The 17668-nt window shown below is 73.5% G+C and carries 16 protein-coding genes; 5 read left to right on the top strand and 11 right to left on the bottom strand.

What is annotated here, in order from left to right; all coding sequences use genetic code 11:
- Positions 1-36 precede the first annotated feature (36 nt).
- Both BJY14_RS11005 and BJY14_RS11010 read left to right on the top strand, forming a co-directional pair.
- Positions 37-1887 (top strand): DUF8508 domain-containing protein, encoded by a 1851-nt coding sequence (locus BJY14_RS11005; RefSeq protein WP_312879138.1) that lies wholly within the window; start codon positions 37-39, stop codon positions 1885-1887.
- Positions 1888-2046: 159 nt separating this feature from the next.
- Positions 2047-2232, top strand: a complete 186-nt coding sequence (locus BJY14_RS11010; protein WP_179843521.1) for a hypothetical protein — start codon at positions 2047-2049, stop codon at positions 2230-2232.
- Between the two features lie 248 nt (positions 2233-2480).
- Here the strand turns inward: BJY14_RS11010 and BJY14_RS11015 are convergent, their stop codons facing one another.
- Positions 2481-4940, bottom strand: coding sequence for a hypothetical protein (locus BJY14_RS11015; protein ID WP_179843522.1), 2460 nt, complete (start codon positions 4938-4940; stop codon positions 2481-2483).
- 113 nt (positions 4941-5053) lie between these two features.
- Positions 5054-5617, bottom strand: coding sequence for a DUF1707 SHOCT-like domain-containing protein (locus BJY14_RS11020; protein WP_179843523.1), 564 nt, complete (start codon positions 5615-5617; stop codon positions 5054-5056).
- Positions 5618-5824: 207 nt separating this feature from the next.
- Here BJY14_RS11020 and BJY14_RS11025 point away from each other — a divergent pair, with 207 nt between their 5' ends.
- Entirely contained in the window at positions 5825-6409 is a 585-nt protein-coding gene (locus tag BJY14_RS11025; RefSeq protein ID WP_179843524.1) for a Uma2 family endonuclease, read from the top strand.
- Positions 6410-6739: 330 nt separating this feature from the next.
- Positions 6740-7438, top strand: a complete 699-nt coding sequence (locus tag BJY14_RS11030; RefSeq protein WP_312879139.1) for a cupin domain-containing protein — start codon at positions 6740-6742, stop codon at positions 7436-7438.
- A gap of 9 nt (positions 7439-7447) precedes the next feature.
- Here BJY14_RS11030 and BJY14_RS11035 read toward each other — a convergent pair whose 3' ends face one another.
- Complete coding sequence (locus tag BJY14_RS11035; protein ID WP_179843525.1) at positions 7448-7933, bottom strand: MarR family winged helix-turn-helix transcriptional regulator; 486 nt, start codon at positions 7931-7933, stop codon at positions 7448-7450.
- 65 nt (positions 7934-7998) lie between these two features.
- Between BJY14_RS11035 and BJY14_RS11040 the strand changes: the two genes are divergently transcribed.
- Positions 7999-8850, top strand: a complete 852-nt coding sequence (locus BJY14_RS11040; protein ID WP_179843526.1) for an LLM class F420-dependent oxidoreductase — start codon at positions 7999-8001, stop codon at positions 8848-8850.
- Between the two features lie 188 nt (positions 8851-9038).
- Here BJY14_RS11040 and BJY14_RS11045 read toward each other — a convergent pair whose 3' ends face one another.
- From BJY14_RS11045 to BJY14_RS11080, 8 genes are all read right to left on the bottom strand, one after another.
- Positions 9039-10037, bottom strand: a complete 999-nt coding sequence (locus BJY14_RS11045) for a sugar phosphate isomerase/epimerase family protein (RefSeq protein WP_179843527.1) — start codon at positions 10035-10037, stop codon at positions 9039-9041.
- On the bottom strand, positions 10034-11176 hold the full coding sequence (locus tag BJY14_RS11050; RefSeq protein WP_179843528.1) for a Gfo/Idh/MocA family protein: 1143 nt from the start codon (positions 11174-11176) through the stop codon (positions 10034-10036). The genes BJY14_RS11045 and BJY14_RS11050 overlap by 4 nt, the downstream gene beginning before the upstream one ends.
- A gap of 100 nt (positions 11177-11276) precedes the next feature.
- Positions 11277-12341 (bottom strand): ABC transporter substrate-binding protein, encoded by a 1065-nt coding sequence (locus BJY14_RS11055; RefSeq protein ID WP_179843529.1) that lies wholly within the window; start codon positions 12339-12341, stop codon positions 11277-11279.
- A 92-nt stretch (positions 12342-12433) separates the two neighbouring features.
- The gene (locus BJY14_RS11060; RefSeq protein WP_179843530.1) at positions 12434-13498 is read right to left on the bottom strand and encodes an ABC transporter permease; all 1065 of its coding nucleotides are present in this window, start codon (positions 13496-13498) and stop codon (positions 12434-12436) included.
- Complete coding sequence (locus BJY14_RS11065) at positions 13495-15018, bottom strand: sugar ABC transporter ATP-binding protein (protein ID WP_179843531.1); 1524 nt, start codon at positions 15016-15018, stop codon at positions 13495-13497. Before BJY14_RS11065 ends, BJY14_RS11060 begins: the two co-directional genes overlap by 4 nt.
- Positions 15019-15046: 28 nt before the next feature.
- On the bottom strand, positions 15047-16234 hold the full coding sequence (locus tag BJY14_RS11070) for an ROK family transcriptional regulator (RefSeq protein WP_218905273.1): 1188 nt from the start codon (positions 16232-16234) through the stop codon (positions 15047-15049).
- A 451-nt stretch (positions 16235-16685) separates the two neighbouring features.
- Positions 16686-17291, bottom strand: a complete 606-nt coding sequence (locus BJY14_RS11075; protein WP_179843532.1) for a GTP-binding protein — start codon at positions 17289-17291, stop codon at positions 16686-16688.
- Positions 17272-17667 (bottom strand): DUF742 domain-containing protein, encoded by a 396-nt coding sequence (locus BJY14_RS11080; RefSeq protein ID WP_179843533.1) that lies wholly within the window; start codon positions 17665-17667, stop codon positions 17272-17274. The genes BJY14_RS11075 and BJY14_RS11080 overlap by 20 nt, the downstream gene beginning before the upstream one ends.
- Position 17668: the final 1 nt, after the last annotated feature.

Raw genomic sequence — 17668 nt, forward strand, 5'->3', positions numbered from 1 at the left:
TCGGGTCGGGCGGCGAGTCGTCATGGAGCGCGGTTGGTGCACGGTCTGCGGTGGCTCCCGGTCGCGGTCACGGCGGCGCTCTCGGTCGCCCTTCTTCCGGCCTCCGCGGCGCAGGCCGCGCCCCGGGTCGTCCGGATTCACCACATTCAGGGCGCGGCGCACATCTCGCCCCTGAACGGGGCCGCGGTCGCGCAGGTTCCCGGTGTCGTGACGGCGGTGAGCACCAACGGCTTCTGGATGCAGGACCCGCGTCCCGACAGGAGCCCCGCGACGTCCGAGGGCATCTACGTCTTCACCCGGAACCGGCCGCAGGCGGCGGTCGGCGACGCGGTCCGCGTGGACGGCAGGGTCAGCGAGTTCCGGCCGGACGGCGGCGCGGCCGGCGGGCTGAGCCGGACCGAGATCGACGCCACCGCGACCAAGGTCGACGCGCACGGGACGCGGCCGCCGCACGCCGTCGTGCTCGGCGCGGGCGGGCTCAGGCCGCCGGGCGTGATCGACCACGGGCTGGGGGACGTGGAGCGCGGCGGCGCGTTCGATCCCCGCCGCGACGCCCTGGACTTCTACGAGGCCCTCGAAGGCATGCGGATCGAGCTCCGCGACGCCGTCGCGGCCGGGCCCTCCCGCGACGGCGAGCTGCCGGTGCTGCCCTCCGGGGGCGCCGGCGCCAAGCCGCGGACGGCGCGCGGCGGCATCCTGCTGCGCGACGGCGACGCCAACCCCGAGCGCGTCATCCTCGACGACGCGCTCGCCGCGCTGCCCGGCATGGACGTCGGCGACCGGCTGCCCGGCGCGAACGCCGGGGTCCTCGACTACTCCTACGGCGACTACAAGCTGCTGCTGACCGCGACGCCGCGGCGCGCCCCCGGCGGGCTCGTCCGCGAGGCGACCCGGGCGCAGCGCCCCGGCGAGCTCGCCGTCGCCACCGCCGGGCTGGACGGCCTCAGCCCCGACGCCCCCGCCGCGCGGTTCGACGCCGCGGCGCGCGACATCGTGGACGGCCTGCGCTCCCCCGACCTCGTCGCGGTGAGCGGCCTCGGCGACAACAGCGGCGCCGACGACGACGGCACCGTCGCCGACGACCAGAGCGTCGCCCAGCTGATCACGGCGATCAGCGCGGCGGGCGGCCCCGCCTACGACTGGCGCTCGGTCGACCCGCGCGACAACGCCGACGGCGGGCGCAAGGGCTCCAACGACCGGGTCGGGTTCCTGTTCCGCACCGACCGCGGGCTCGCGTTCGTCGACCGCCCGTCGCTGGCCGACCCCGTCCCCGACGACCCGCCCGCGCGGCCCGACGCGGCCGTCACGCCGGTCAGGGCCGTCCCGCGCGGCGGCGCGGCGGGGCTCACGCTGAGCCCCGGCCGGATCGCGCCGGGCGACGCCGCGTGGGCCGGCGCCCGCAAGCCGCTCGCCGCGGAGCTGACCTGGCGGGGCCGCCGCATCATCGTCGTCGCGAACCAGTGGTTCCCGCGCACGGCCGACGACCAGCCGCTGTTCGGGCGCCGCCAGCCGCCGTCCCAGCCCACCCAGTGGCGCCGGGACGCGCAGGCCCGCGTGGTCGCGGGCTTCGTGAACTCCGTCCGGAAGGTGGACGGGCGGGCGCGCGTGATCGTGGCGGGCGACCTCGGCGACCGCGGGACCTCCGCCCCGGTCCGCACCCTCGCCCAGGGCGCGGGGCTCGCCGACCTGCCCGCCGAGCTGCCCCCGGGCGACCGCTACACGGCGGTGACCGCCGGCAACGCCGAGGACCTCGACCACATCCTGCTGAGCCCGTCGCTGCGCGGGAACCGGCACGAGTTCGACGTGGTGCACCGCAGCGCGGAGTTCGCCGACCGCGCGGGCGACCGCGACCCCACGATCGTCCGCATCGCGGTGACCGGCCGGTAGCGTACGGTGACGGCCGGGTGACGGCCGACAGGGTCCCCGGATTTGGGAGATGCCAAAAGTAGCGTCATGGTTAGGTCCGGAATACCTCCGGGGTTTTTCTCCTGACCGGTGGGGCAGCGTCCGATCGGCACAACCCCCCACCGGGAGGAGACGCCTTCCATGGCGACCCGATATCGGCCGCACATCAGCCTGCTCGGCCTCATCTACCTGATCGTCGGCGTGTTCATCGCCTGGGATCGCGGCTACATCACCGAGGGCCTGGTGGAGAAGATCGTCAGCGCGCTGCTGGCCGTCTTCCTCTGGATCCTCGTCCTGCTCGGTGTGGACTTCCACATCAACTTCTGAGCCCTCGCGTCCCCCGAACCGGGCACGGGCCGTCCCTCTCCCCCGCGGAGGGACGGCCCGTGTCCTCGCCGGGGCCCGTGTCCTCGCCGACAGGTGCACGTCGCCACTCGGTCATAGACCGCAAGTGCCGCAAAGGTTACTTTCCGCTCATGACGAAAAAGGACTGCAGTTGCGGACATGGCGGCGGATGCTCGTGCGCGAAGGGCTGCTCCTGCGGCTGCAACGGCTGACCGCCCGGCACCCCGCGCTCACCCGAGGGTGCGGGCGTGCCAGAGGATCGGAGCGTCGGCGTCGGTGCCGGTCGCCAGGATCGCCGGGCCCATGGCGGTCAGGGCGGTGAGGCGCTGGTCGCCCGGACCGGTGAGGCCGGGGACGGCGAGGCGCCGCCAGTTCACGCCGTCGGATGACGTCAGGACGGCCGCGTCGTCCTTCGCCGAGGCCGCCGCGACGAAGCCGCCGGGCGTCGCCGCGACGGCGGTGGCGGCCAGGCCCGGCCCGAGGTCGCGCCGCGTCCACGTCGCACCGGCGTCGGTGGACACCAGCGCGGCCGCGCCGCCGGTGATCGCGACGAGGGTGTCGCCCTTGGCGGCGACCTGGGTGAGCGGAGCGGTGAGGCCGGGCGGAAGCTTGGCGGCGGTCCACCTGAGGCCGTCCGGGGACGTCCAGGCCGCGGGCTCCTTGCCCCGTCCGCCGACCGCCGCGTAGGCCCTGCTCGTGGCGGCCACGTCGGCCGGGGCGCCGTCGAGGCCCGCGCGGCTCCAGGTGCTCAGGTCGGCCGAACGCCAGGCCACGCCCGTCCCGACCGCGACGTAGCCGGACGGGCCGGTGGCGGCGGCCACGGGCGGCGGGCCCGCCGGGAACCGGGGCCTCTGCCAGGTGAGCCCGTCCTGCGAGGTCAGCGCGAGAGGGCCGGGGGACGTGCCCGCCGCGCGGCCGACGGCCAGCCAGCCGCGCCCGCCGCGGACGGCATCGGACAGCAGGCCGGCCGTGGCGGGGAACCCGGCGCGCTTCCACGCGCGGCCGTCGGGGGCCGTCCAGATCGCGGCGTTGCCGTTGGTGCTTCCCACCGCGACGGAGACGCCCGGCCCCGCGGCCAGCGACCTGACCGAGCGCTCCGGATGGACGGCGCCCGGGACGGTGCGCAGGTCCACGCCGAACAGGTAGCCGTCGTCGCCCTGCCGCCCCGAGACGGCGATCTTTCCGTTGGCGACCGTCAGGCCGCTGCTCCGCACCGGCGCGGCGATCGTGCCTCCCGGCTGCCAGGTGCGGCCGTCCGCGCTCCGCAGGACGGTGCGCGCGCCCCGCTGGCCGGCCGCCGCACCTTGGACGATGACGGCGAGGCCGGAGGGGGTGCCGTCGAAGCGCTCGATCCCGGCGCCGCCGAACCGGCCCGCGGCCTGCCACCTGGCACCGTCCGCCGAGGTGAACAGGACGCCGAAGCGCGTCGTCCTGCGCTTCTTCTTGCGGCCGGTCGTCTGCCTGCCCTCGCGGACGGTCGCGAAGCCGCCGGGGCCGACCGCCAGGCCCTTCGTCGGCCCGTAGGAGCCCTGCGCCTGGGGGACGCCGACGAGCGCCCACGTCCGGCCGCCGTCGGTGGACCGCCAGAGACCGTCGGTCCGCACGGTCCGCGTGACCTTCTTCTTGCCCCGCTTCGTGGTGACCCTCTTGCCGTACGTCCCGTGCGCCACGACCGCGTTCCCGGACGCCGCGACGCGGTCGAGGGCGGTGATCCCCGCGATGCCGTCGACGCGCTGCCACGCGTGCCCGTCCGCCGAGGTCCAGGCCACCGCGCGGCCGCCGGAGGAGCCCACGGCGACGAAGCCCTGGCCGGTCCGGGCCAGGTCGTTCACCTGGTCGGACGGGGTGAAGCCCGCGGTGGGCGGGCGGCGCGTCCAGGTCGCGGCGTCCTCGCTCGTCCACGCCGTCACGCCGCCGGCGGAGGAGCGGCCGAGCGCGGCCCAGCGGCCCGCCCCGCCGTCGACCAGGCGCGGGGTTTCGCCGGGCGGGACGGCGGAGCCGTCCGCCGTGCGCAGCGCCGCGAGCGACCAGGCGTGCCCCGCGTCGGCGGAGACGAGGAAGCGGGCCCGCTCCCGGCCGGGGACGCCGTCGCCCTCGGTGCCCGCCGCGACGACGGTCGCGCCCGCGGAGGCGAGGGTCGTGAGGTCCTGGACGAGGCCGTCGCTCGTGGCGGCCGGATCGGGGGCGAACAGCCGGTCCGCGACGACCGGCCCGGGCAGGCCCTGCTCCGCCGGCCCGTCGTCGCCCCGCGACACCGCGTAGATCGCGCCGCCGGCGACCACGACGAGCCCGGCCGCGACCGCGGCCCGCGCGCGGAACCGCCGCGTCGGCCCGGACCGCATCGCCGGTCGCGGGCGCGCCGGCGGCCTGGGCGGGCCCGCGACCAGCACGTCATGCGGGTCGGGTCGCACCGGGCGCGGCAGCGCGGGCTTCCGCGGGGACTTCGCGCGGACGGCGTCGCGGCTCGCGGGCCGCGGCGCGGCCTCCCGGGGAGCGGAGCCGTGGCCCCAGTCCAGCCCGGCGGAGCGCCACGCCTCGAAGGCGCGCTGCCAGGGCGACCGCGCGGCCGGCATGTCGGCGAGGTCCCCCGCGACGCCGAACGTGAGGCGCCGCCGCACGTGCCGGGAGTCCGCCGGGCCCTCCTCGGCCGTCCGCCGGGCCTCGTGCTGCTCCGGGGTCCTCGCGGTCACACGCGCTCCTTCACGGTCCCTGTCGAGTCACCATCAAATCGCGCCACGGGGGGCCTTGTACTGACATCCGCGTGAACGCCGGCCGATGGGGGCCGCGGGAGCGTTCTATCACCTCACGCCCGAGATATCCGATCTTTCGCTTCGATCGCTCCCTTGTAGGCGTAGCCCTTGACGCGCAGGACCGGCGCCCCCGGCCGAAGGGCGCCGCAGACCTCGGTGGACACGCCCACGCCGTCGGCCTCCACGCGGACTCCCGGCGGCACGACGATCTGGACGGTGGACTTGTAGGCGAGCACCCACAGGGTCGTGACCTCCCCGTCGAGGTCGGCCTCGCGGAGGTCGAGCAGGCCCGTCCCCTTGTAGACCACGGTCGTGAACCGTTCGGGCAGCCGCCAGCGCCCGGCCTTCGCCACCGATCCCTTGTAGGCGACCTGGAACCGGCCGGCGGGCGCGTTCCCGGTCTCCTCCCGGGCGGCCCGCCCGGCCGGCAGGTCGGCGACCAGCGCGCCCAGGTCGTCGTAGGTGCGCGCGGCCAAGGCCAGGTCGATGCGCTCGTCCAGCTCGGCTTCGCTCAGCCGCCCCTCGGCGAAGGCCGTGTGGAGCCGGACGAGCATCTCGTCGCGGTCGCGGTCCGAGGCGCGCACGGCGGGCGCGGCCCGGTCTTGCTCGACGCTCATCGCATCTCTCCTTCGGGCGTCTCCGCCTCGACAGCCTGGCCCCTCCAGCGGCTGGAGGGTCAAGACGCGATGTATCTTAACTCGCCGCCGCTCGGCTTTCGAGACATTCGTCCGCATCCCGACGCGCGATCATGGCTGCGCTCTTTCCGGACGCCCGTCCACTAGATTCGGATCAGCCCGTTCATCGAGGTGAGGGGGGGACGATCCATGGGCGGGACGGTCGGCCGTGCCCACGGTCCGTACACGCTGTACGACCTGGACGCCCTCCCCGAGGAGGGCCGCCGCTACGAACTCGCCGACGGCTGGCTCAACGAGCTGCCCGGCGACCTCTGGCACGACCACGCGGCCGAACAGCTCAAGACGGTCCTCAAAGAGGCCGCCCGGCAGGCGGACGCCGACGTGCACGTCGCCGGCACCCCGCAGGACGTCACGACCCCGGCGGGCATCCGCAAGCCGGACGTCTTCGTCGTCGCCCGCGACGTGGCCCGCGCCGCCCTCGAACGCCAGACCCGCACCTACTACGGCCCCGACCTCATCCTGGTCGCCGAGGTCGTCACGCCGCGCACGGTCAACGAGCAGATCGACCGCGTCCGCAAGGTCGACGAGTACGCCGCGACCGGCATCCCCCACTACTGGCTCGTCGACCTGGAGCCCCGCCCCGCCGTCACCCTCATGGAGCTGCACGACGGCCGCTACGAGCTGACCGGCAAAGCGCGCTCCGGCGAAACCGTCACCCTGGACCGCCCCTACCCGATCGCCTTCGACCCGGCCCGCCTCTCCGAGATGGACTAGCGGTGTTCATGGCGTCTTTCTCCTCCTTCGGGCCTTGAAGGCCCTCCATCGTCGAAAAACGCGGGCGATCGCCGGCATCGCTTCGACTCGCTGTGTTTATTGCAGCGCTCTCCTCCTTCGGGCCTGGGGGCCCTCCATCGTCGAGCACCGCAGCGATCGCTGGCATCGCTTCGACTCGCCTTGCGGCTCGCTGCGCGATCAGATTCTTGCTTCGCTCGAATCTGCCTTCGGACGCGATCGCGACCATTGAGGTTGTCGCGTGGTTGCGGCGATGGTCGTTGCGGCTGCGACACGCCGTTCGAGGTCGTGCTGACGGTCTAGGCTCGGGGGGTGCTGCTGCTCATGACGCTCGACGGCTGGCTGGCCCAGCCCGGTCCCCGGTTCGTCCTGGAGGAGGCCGGGGCCGTGTGGGCGCCCGACGACGGGCCCGGGCTACTCTCCCTCGCCGACCAGGAGTTCCCCGGCGGCCAGCTCGTCGCCGTCGCTCTGGACCCCCCACCCGGCGCCGTGCCGGCGCGCGGCGTGGTCGACCGCACGACCGCGTCCCGCGTCCGCTACTTGCGGCGCGGCCCCGACGGCCGGCACGTCGCGGCCCTGGACCGGCCGGCGACCGCCGAGGCGCTGGACCTGCTCCCGCACCCCGAGGGCGGCTGGTACCGCGAGACATGGCGGTCGGACGCGGAGTTCACGCCGGACGGCTACCCGGGCGCGCGAGCCTCCGCGACCGCCATCTACTTCCTCCTACCGCCCGGCGAGGAGTCGATCTGGCACGCCGTCCGGTCGGCGGAACTGTGGCTGTGGCACTCAGGCGGCCCGCTGACGCTGCTCCTCGGCGGTGACGGTGACCACCCGTCACCGGAGCCCGAGCGGATCACACTAGGCGCGGATCTATCCCACGGCCAGGTGCCTCAGGCTCTCGTTCCGCCCGGCGCCTGGCAGGCAGCCCGCCCGGCCGGGGACGAGGAGGTCCTGGTCAGCTGCGTCGTCTCCCCCGGCTTCGACTTCGCCGACTTCCGCGCCCTCCCTTGACCGGGCCCCTCACCGCTTGCGGCGCGGGCGCACCGCCTGTTCCGCCCAGAACGGCTCCATGACCTGGCCGATCGCCCGGACCACGGTGCCCAGCTCACCGTCCGGCAGCCGGCCGAAGACGTCGTCGCCGACCGCGTCGGCCAGGGCGCGGGCCCGGCGGTGCAGCGCGCGGCCGTCCTCGGTGGCGCGGACGCGGTAGCGCCGCCGGTCGCGCGGGTCACGGGCACGCTCGCAGAATCCGCGCGCCTCCAGATCGTCCACGAGCCCGACCATCAGCGTGGGGTCGAGGAGCAGGTAGTCGGCCATCTCCTGCTGCGAGAGGGACTCGGACGTGCTGAGCATCGCCAGCACCAGGAAGTGCCGTACCCGGATCCCGAGCGGTTCCAGTTCCTCCTCCAGCCGCTGCTCCAGCCACCACCCGCATTTGGCCAGCTGGAAGCCCGCCAGGGACGCGAGCCCCTCCGGCAGCCCACCGCGCGCCGAACCCTCGGTCATGAGAGCAGGGTATATCCGCTGGATCATCGGTTGACTCGATCGTAGAAAAGTTCGATTATCTATGGATGCCACCGACTCTCGGGCTCTTCGCCGTCAACCTGCACGCCTGCGCCGATCCGCACGTCGCCGCCCGGATCGCCGCGCTGGCCGAGGACCTCGGTTACGACTCCGTCTGGGCCGGCGACCATGTCGTGCTGCCGCGCCCGCGCGTCGCGCCGTCCCCCTCCGAGCCGGACGCGCCGTTCCTGGACCCGCTGGTCGCCCTCGCCCACCTAGCCGGACGCACCGAGCGGATCGCGCTCGGCACCGGGGTCGTCGTCCTGCCGCAGCGCAACCCGCTGGTCCTCGCCAAGCAGCTCGCCAGCCTCGACGTGCTCAGCGGCGGCAGGCTCGTCTTCGGCATGGCCGCCGGATACCTGGAACCGGAGATGCGCGCGGTCGGCGTTCCGCCGGAGGGGCGCGGGGCCCGCGCCGACGAGTACCTCGCGGCGATGCGGTCCCTTTGGTACGACGACGAGCCGGTTTTCCATGGTCGCCACGTCGACTTCGCGGGCGTGGACGCCCATCCCCGGCCCGTGCAGCGGCCGATCCCCGTCGTGGTGGGCGGCCACAGCCCCGCGGCCCTCCGCCGGGCCGCCCGGCACGCGGACGGCTGGTACGGCTGGATGCTCGGCCGCCGTGCCGCCGCCGAGACGATCACCCGGCTGCGCACCCTCACCGCCGAGGCGGGCCGCGATCCCCTCCACATCTCGATCAGCCCGCCCCGCCCCCCGGACGCCGAGTACGTCCGGGACTACGGGGAGCTGGGCGTGGACCGGCTCATAGTCGTCCCGCCCATGGGCGTCACGGCCTCCGAACTGGAACGCTTCGTGACAGACCACGCCCCACCCAACCTCGGCGCCCGCCTCGCCCCCTGACCCAGAAGCAGCACCATCGCCGCAACCACCCAACAACCTCAATGGCCGCGATCGCGTCCGAAGGCAGATTCGAGCGAAGCAAGAATCTGATCGCGCAGCGAGCCGCCAGGCGAGCCGGAGCGATGCCAGCGATCGCCCGCGTTTCTCGACGATGGAGGGCCCTCTTGGCCCGAAGGAGGAGAGAAATGCTATGTAAACGCCGAATCGAATGAAGTTTTGGGCGGTTCCATGGTGTTGAGGGCGCGGACGAATTCGAGGGCTTCGGGGGCGCCTTGGAGGCGGTCCATTCCGGCGTCCTCCCATTCCACGGAGATCGGGCCGGTGTAGCCGATCGTGTTGAGGGCGCGGAAGACGTCCTCCCAGGGGACGTCGCCGCGGCCGGTGGAGATGAAGTCCCAGCCGCGTCGCAGGTCGGCCCAGGGCAGGTGGGACGAGAGGCGGCCGCGGCGGCCGTCGCCCGTGCGGACCTTGGTGTCCTTGCAGTCGACGTGGTAGATCCGGTCGCGGAAGTCGAGGAGGAAGCCGACCGGGTCGAGTTCCTGCCACACGAAGTGGGACGGGTCGAAGTTCAGCCCGAACGCGGGGCGGTGCCCGATGGCCTCCAGCGTCCGGACGGTCGTCCAGTAGTCGTAGGCGATCTCGCTCGGGTGCACTTCGTGGGCGAACCGCACGCCGACCTCGTCGAACACGTCCAGGATGGGGTTCCAGCGCTCGGCGAAGTCGGCGTAACCGCGCTCGACCATCGCCTCGGGGGTGGGCGGGAACATCGCGACGGTGTGCCAGATCGAGGAGCCGGTGAATCCGACGACCGTGTCGACGCCGAGCCGCGCGGCGGCGCGGGCGGTGTCCATGATCTCGGCGGCGGCGCGCCGGCGGACGCCCTCGGGTTCGCCGTCGCCCCAGATGCGCTCGGGCAGGATCGCCCGGTGCCGCTCGTCGGGGTTGTCGCAGACGGCCTGGCCGACGAGGTGGTTGGAGATCGCCCACACCTTGAGGCCGTGCTCGGCGAGCGTCTCCAGTTTGCGGGGGACGTAGCCGTCGTCGGCGAGGGCCTTGTCGACCTCGAAGTGGTCGCCCCAGCAGGCGATCTCCAGGCCCTCGTAGCCCCAGCCGGACGCGAGCCGGCAGACCTCCTCGAACGGCAGGTCGGCCCACTGGCCGGTGAACAGGGTGACGGGTCGTGTCATGATGCGCTCCCTTCGACGTCGACCCAGCTTCGGGACTGCGCGCTCGCGGCGACGGCGGCGAGGACGCGCTGCACCTGGAGGCCGTCGGCGAACGACGGGCGCGGGTCGGTGCCGTCCGCGATCGCGGTGAGCAGGTCGGCGGCCTGGTGGGTGAAGGTGTGCTCGTAGCCGAGGAGGTGGCCGGGCGGCCACCACCGGTCGGCGTACGGGTGGACGGGCTCGGTGACGACGATCCTGCGGAATCCGGCGGTCGCGTCGTCCTCGTCCCGGTCGTAGAACCACAGTTCGTTCAGCGACTCCAGGTCGAACGCCAGGGCGCCGGAGGAGCCGCTGACCTCGATCCGGAGGGCGTTCTTTCGGCCGGTGGCGAACCGGGTGGCCTCGAACGAGGCGAGCGCGCCGCCGTCGGTGCGCCCGACGAACAGGGCCGCGTCGTCCACGGTGACCTGCGCCGTGCCGCCGCCCGGGACCGGGCGTTCCGGGACGAACGTGTCCAGCAGCGCCGACACCCCGACGAGGTCGTGCCCGGTGATGAACTGCGCGGTGTCGATGATGTGCGCGCCGATGTCGCCGAGCGCGCCCGTCCCGGCCCGGTCGCGGTCCATCCGCCAGGTGAACGGCGCCTCCGGGTCGGCGAGCCAGTCCTGGAGGTACTGGGCGCGGACGTGCCGGACGGCGCCGATGCGGCCCTCGTCGACCAGCCTGCGGGCCAGGGTGACGGCGGGGACGCGCCGGTAGTTGAACCCGACCATCGACCGGACGCCGCGCTCGCGCGCCCGCTCGGCGGCGGCGGCCATCGCCTCGGCCTCCGCGACGGAGTTGGCGAGCGGCTTCTCGCACAGCACGTGCTTGCCCGCGTCGAGCGCGGCGACCGCGATCTCGGCGTGGCTGTCGCCCGGCGTGCAGATGTCGACGAGCTGGACGTCGTCGCGGCGGAGCAGCTCCTTCCAGTCGGTCTCCACCGACGCCCAGCCGAGCGCGTCGGCGGCGGCGCGGGCGCGCTCGGCCGAGCGTCCCGCCAGGGCGGTCATGACGGGCGTCAGCCGCGGCCCGAAGAACGGCCCCACGCTGCGCCACGCCTGGGAGTGGGCGCGTCCCATGAACGCGTGCCCGACCATCCCGACTCCGACGGTCGTCATGTTCAGCTCACCTCTCTGTGTCGTCTTCCGGGGGCAGGCCCCGGCCCCCGGGCCGGCGCTCCGGCCCGGGGGCGGGCGGGAGCGCCGGCGCCCCCGTCGCTCAGGACTCGAAGCCGAGCGGCATGTAGGTGTCGACGTTGTCCTTGAACACCGTCTCGGAGGCCAGCGTGATCGACTGGGGCACCTGGAGCTCGACCAGGTCGGCCATGCCCTTGCCCTGCGCGATGAGCCGGCCCAGCTTGATCGCGGACGCGGCCATCGTCGGCGGGTAGGTGACGGTGGCCTCCAGCACGCCGCCGCCGGTCTTGATCTCGCGCATGGCGTTGGCCGAGCCCGCGCCGCCGACCATGAAGAACTCCTTGCGGCCGGACTGCTTGATCGCGGCGAGCACGCCGACGCCCTGGTCGTCGTCGTGGTTCCACAGCGCGTCGATCTTCTTGTGGGCCTGGAGCAGGTTGGAGGCGACCTGGTTGCCGGACTCCACGGTGAACTTGGCGTCCTGCTTCGCGGTGACGGTGTAGCCGTAGGACTTCAGCGCGTCCGCGAAGCCCTTGCTGCGGTCCTGCGTCAGCGGCAGCGTCGCGATCCCCTGGATCTCCACGATCACGGGGTTCGAGGCGCCCTTGCCCTTCAGCTTCTTGCCGATGTAGTGGCCGGCGGAGACGCCCATGCCGTAGTTGTCGCCGCCGACCCACGTCCGGTATGACAGCTTGTCGGGGAAGACGCGGTCGAGGTTGACGACCGGGATGCCGGCGTCCATCGCCTTGCGGGCGACCTGGTTCAACTGCTCCCCGTCGTTGGGCAGGATCACCAGCACGTCGACCTTCGCGCGGATCAGCGACTCGACGGCGGAGATCTGCTGGTTGATGTCGTTGGTCGGCTCGACCGGCTTGAACGTCACGTCCTTGTACTTCTTGGCCTGACCCTCGGCGTTCTTGGCGATCGCCGCGATCCAGCCGTGGTCCGCGGCGGGCGCGGAGAACCCGATGGTGACCTGCTTGCCCGGCTTGTCGTTGTCGCCGCCGAGCGACCCGGCCTGCGCCGCCGGGCTCGGGTCGTCCTTCGCGCTGTTGCTGGTGCAGGCCGCGGCGAGGCTGCCCGCCGCGACGACGGCGCCGCCGAACAGGACGCCTCTGCGGGTGGGACGGGGGCTCTGATCACGCATGACGTGCTCCTGATCAAGGGATGGGGCGTCCCCCGCCGCGCGTTCCCCGGGACGCGCGGCGCCGGACGAGGGGTGGGTGTCGGGCGGTGTCCTCAGGTGGGCGAGCGGAGCCCGCGGCGCTGCAGCAGCACGGCGATCACGATGATCGCGCCCTTGGCGATCAGCTGGTCGCTGGTCTGCAGGCCGTTCAGGATGAACAGGTTGGTGATGAGGGTGAACACCAGCACGCCGAGGATCGACCCGGCGATGGTGCCGCGCCCGCCGGTGAGCAGCGTCCCGCCGATGATGACGGCGGCGATCGCGTCCAGCTCGTACAGGTCGCCGTGGGTGCTGGAGCCGGTGGTGGTGCGGGCCATGATGATGAGCGCGGCGACGCCGCAGCAGAATCCGGACAGCGCGTACAGCGTCAGGGTGTGCCGGCGGACGTCGATTCCGGCCAGGCGCGCCGCCTCGGGGTTGCCGCCGACCGCGAACGTCCGGCGGCCGAACGTGGTGCGGTTGAGCAGCAGCCATCCGGCGGCGGCGACGGCCGCGAAGATGTACACGACGAGCGGCAGCCCGAGCAGCTTGGTGGTGGACAGTGCCTCGATCGCGTCGTTCTCCGGCCGGACGAGCTGGGTCCTGCGGTCCGACATCCGCTGCGCCAGCCCGCGCGCCGCGACGAGCATCGCGAGGGTGGCGATGAACGGCACGAGCCGGCCGTAGGAGATCAGCAGTCCGGTGACGACGCCGGCGCCGGTGCCGACGAGGACCGCGCACAGCGCCATCACCGCCGGGCCGTAGGACTGCGTCGCCACGGTCGTCGCCCACACCGACGCCAGCGCCATCACCGACCCGACGGACAGGTCGATCCCGCCGCCGATGATGACGAACGTCTGCCCGACGGTGATCACGCCGATGGTGGCGGCGAGCGCGAGGATGCCGACGACGTTGCCCGACGTCGCGAAGTTGCCGGGCTCGGTCACCAGGCCGACGGCCGACAGCAGCACCAGCGCGGCGACGAGCCCGAGGTGGTGGATCTCGCGGCCGCCCGCGCCGCCGCCCCGCGCGAACGGCCGTCCGCGCCCGCCGGTCGGGCGGGCGGGCGGCCCGCCGCGCTCGCCCGCGGTCTTCTCGGTCCGGGGGGCCGACCCTCCGGAGTGAAAGGTGCCGGTCACAGGGCACTCCCCTCCATGATCATGTTGAGCACGGCGCCTTCGTCGAGGTCGCGGGCGTCGCCGGTGTGCACGACGCGCCCCTCCCGGACGACGAGGACGCGGTCGGCGAGCCCGAGCACCTCGGGTACCTCGCTGGACACCAGCAGCACCCCGATCCCCCGCCCGGCCAGTTCGCGGATCACCGCGTACAGCTCGGCGCGCGCGCCGACGTCCACGCCGCGGGTGGGCTCGTCGAGGATAAGCAGCCGCAGCCCGGCCGAGCCGAGCAGCCAGCGGGCCAGCACGACCTTCTGCTGGTTGCCGCCCGACAGCGTCACGACCGGGCGCCGCGGGTCGGGCGGACGGATGTCGAGCGACTCGATCTGGCGCCGCACGTCGGCGAGCTCGCGGCGGCGGCTGAGCCAGCCGAACGAGGCGTAGCGCGGCAGCGAGGCGACGCTGACGTTCGCGGCGACGGTCTCGTTCAGCAGCAGCGCCTGGCTCTTGCGCTCCTCCGGCGCCATGCCCATGCCGCGCCGCACCGCCGCGCCCGTGTCGCCGGGACGGACCGGGCGGCCGTCCACGAGCACCCGTCCCCGCGCGGGGCGCCGGGCGCCGTAGACGGTCTCCAGGATCTCCGAGCGCCCGGACCCGACCAGCCCGGCGAGCCCGACGATCTCGCCCGCGCGGACGGTGAGCGAGACGTCCTCGAACGCGCCGGGCAGCGTGAGGTCCTCGACCCGCAGCACCTCGGGGCTCGCGTCCTGCGGCTCGGGCCGCGGCGGGAACACGTACTCCACGTCGCGCCCGGTCATCAGCGACACGATCTCGTCGGTGGAGGTGCCCCGCGCGGGCAGCCCGCCCGCGACCGACCGGCCGTCCTTGAGGACGGTGACCCGGTCGCCGATCTCGCGGATCTCCTCCAGCCGGTGCGAGATGTACACCACGGCGACGCCGGCGGCGGTCAGCTCCCGGATGATGCGGAACAGGTTGGCGACCTCGTCGTGGGCGAGCGCGGCGGACGGCTCGTCCATCACGATGAGGCGGGCGTCGTGCGACAGGGCGCGGGCCATGCTGACGACCTGCTTGCCGGCCGCGGGCAGCCGCCCGACCTCGCGGCGCGGCGGGATCTCCCCGTGCCCGAGCCGCCCGAGCAGCTCCCGCGCCGCCCGCTCGGCCTCGCCACGGCGGGTGAAGCCGAGGCGGGCCCTCTCGTGGCCGAGGAAGATGTTGTCGGCGACCGACAGGCCGTCCACCAGGTCGAGTTCCTGGTAGATGGTGGCGATCCCGGCGCGCATGGCGGCGGTGGGCCCGGCGAGCCGCGCCGGCGCTCCGCCGAACATGATCTCGCCCTGGTCGGGCTGGTGCGCGCCGGCGAGCACCTTGATGAGCGTGGACTTGCCGGCGCCGTTCTGGCCGAGCAGGCAGTGCACCTCGCCGGGGCGGACGTCGAGGTCGACGCCGTCCAGGGCGCGGACGCCGGGGAACTGCTTGACGATGCCGCGCATCCGCAGCAGCGGTTCGGGTTCGGGCGAGCCCATCGGGCCTCCTCGGGGGCCGGAGAGGGGGTCAGGACGCGGAGAAGACGTGGTCGCTGATGAGCCGGGCGCCGCCGACCACGCCGGCGGCGCCGGCGAGCTCGGACAGCACGATCGGGAGGTTGCCGGTCGCGAGCGGCGCGGACCGCCGGTACACGACGCTGCGGATCTCGGCGAGCAGCGCGTGGCCGAGGCCCGCGACGCCGCCCGCGATGATGACGAGGCCGGGGTTGAAGAAGCTGACGAGCCCGGCGAGGACCTGGCCGACGTGCCGGCCGCCCTCCCGGATGATCTGCACCGCGCTCGGGTCGCCGGCCGCGGCGGCCTCGCCGACGTGCTCGGCCCCCAGCTCCCCGTGGGTCTCCAGCAGGGCGGCGAGCGCGGGCGAGCGGCCGGAGCGCGCGGCCGCCTCCGCGTCCCGCGCGAGCGCCGCGCCGCCGAAGAACGCCTCCAGGCATCCGGCGTTGCCGCAGGCGCAGGTCGGGCCGTCGTCGTCGACCCGGATGTGGCCGATGTCCCCGGCGCTGCCGGACACGCCGCGGTAGATGGCGCCGTCCACGACGATGCCGCAGCCGATCCCGGTGCCGATCTTGACGAGCAGGAAGTCGTCCACGGACCGGGCGAGCCCGGCGTGCAGCTCGCCGAGGGCCATCAGGTTCACGTCGTTGTCGACGAGCACCGGGCAGCCGAGCTCCTGGCCGATCGCGTCCCGCACCGGGAACCGGTCCCAGCCCGGCATGATCGGCGGGACGACCGGCATGCCGTCGCGGAAGCTGACCGGCCCGGGCACCCCGATGCCCGTCCCGTGCACCTGGGGGATCAGGCCCTCGTCGCGCAGCTTGCCGAGCAGGTCCAGCGCCCGCTCCAGCACCACGGTCGCGCCCTGCCGGACGTCGCACCGCTCGCTCACGTGCCCGAGGACCTCCAGCTCGCCGTCGGTCACCGCCACGTCGATCGAGGTGGCCCCGATGTCGAAGGCGACGAACCGCAACCGCGGCGACAGCCGGACGATCCCGGACCGCCGCCCGCCCCGCGAGGCCGCCAGCCCGGCGCCCTCCACGAGGCCGAGCTCGACGAGCCGGTCCAGTTCGACGGCCAGCTTGGACCGCGACAGCCGGACGACGTCGCCCAGCTCGGCGCGCGAGCGCGGCCCCTCGTCACGCAGCAGCCGCAGCAGGCGTGCCTGGTGCACGTTCTGCGGACGAGCCGACATGCGCATCACGCCGTCCCCTCGGGATCAGGCCCCGGCATCCTGTGACGCCGGTCTCATGCCCGAGACCGTAACCCCCTTTCGCCGCCATGAGAAGACCTTTCCCCCAGAAACCTCAAACTTTCCCCACTCAGAGGACAAAGCTAGCCACAAGCAACGGCCCCGCCCAGTGCAGCGCACCGGACGGGGCCCCAAAGACCACCTAAACGCCTACCTCAGCCCCCACCGCAGCGAGCCGCAAGGCGAGCCATACACGCCCCCCGCACCCACCACTGCGACAACCTCAACCCCCCACCGCAACCCCGCAACGACCCCAACACCCGCGATCGCGTCCGAAGGCAGGTTCGAGCGAAGCAAGAACCTGATCGCGCAGCGAGCCGCAAGGCGAGCCGGAGCGATGCCAGCGATCGCCTAGTTTTTCGACGATGGAGGGCCCTCCGGGCCCGAAGGAGGAGAAAAACTAATAAGCAAGCTGCCTGCCAGTGCTCATGGTTCGCATGATGTGTTCGACGAGGCTGATGAGGACGCGTTTGGCGTCTTCGCGGTCGCGGACGTCGCAGGAGATCACGGGGATCTCCGGGGCGAGGTCGAGGGCGTCGCGGACCTGGTCGGCCGAGTGCTGACCGGCGCCGTCGAAGCGGTTGACCCCGATGATGAAGGGGACGCCTCGGCGTTCGAAGTAGTCGACCGAGGCGAAGCAGTCGGCGAGGCGGCGGGTGTCGACGAGGACGACCGCCCCGAGCGCACCCTTGGCCAGTTCGTCCCACATGAACCAGAACCGGTCCTGGCCGGGGGTGCCGAAGACGAAGAGCACCAGGCCGTTGGGCAGGGTGATGCGCCCGAAGTCCATCGCCACGGTGGTGGTGGTCTTGGACGCGACGGCGGTGGTGTCGTCGATCCCGATGCTCTTCTCGGTCAGCGCCTCCTCGGTGCGCAGCGGGCGGATCTCGCTGACCGCGCTGACCAGGGTGGTCTTGCCGACGCCGAAGCCGCCGGCGACGAGGATCTTTACCGTCAGCGCCGAGTCGCCCTGGTGGGCGGCCGCGTCAGAGCGCACGGATTCCATCGATCACTTCCTTGAGTACGCGCTCGCTGGGGAACTGCGCCACCGGCGCGGGGCGCCGGACCTGTATCAGCGAGTGGTCGAGCAGGTCGCCGAGCAGGACACGGACGACCCCGAGGGGAAGTTCCAGATCCGACGCTATCTCGGCGACCGACAACGGGGTGCGGCAAAGCTCGAGGATCATGTCATGTTCCGGTTCCGGCGCCCATGGGGTCGCCGGAAGTGCGTGGGCGTCCTCCGCGGGCTCGGGCGGGTCGGCCGCGACGATCAGCGCGACCAGGTCGAACTCGACGCCGTCGTAGTGCGTCCGGCCCCGGGTGAGCGCGTACGGACGCACGACGGGGCCCGCCGCGTCGTCGTACCAGGCCGTGCCGCTCATC

It is taken from the genome of Actinomadura luteofluorescens, assembly GCF_013409365.1.
GTDB classification, from domain to species: domain Bacteria; phylum Actinomycetota; class Actinomycetes; order Streptosporangiales; family Streptosporangiaceae; genus Spirillospora; species Spirillospora luteofluorescens.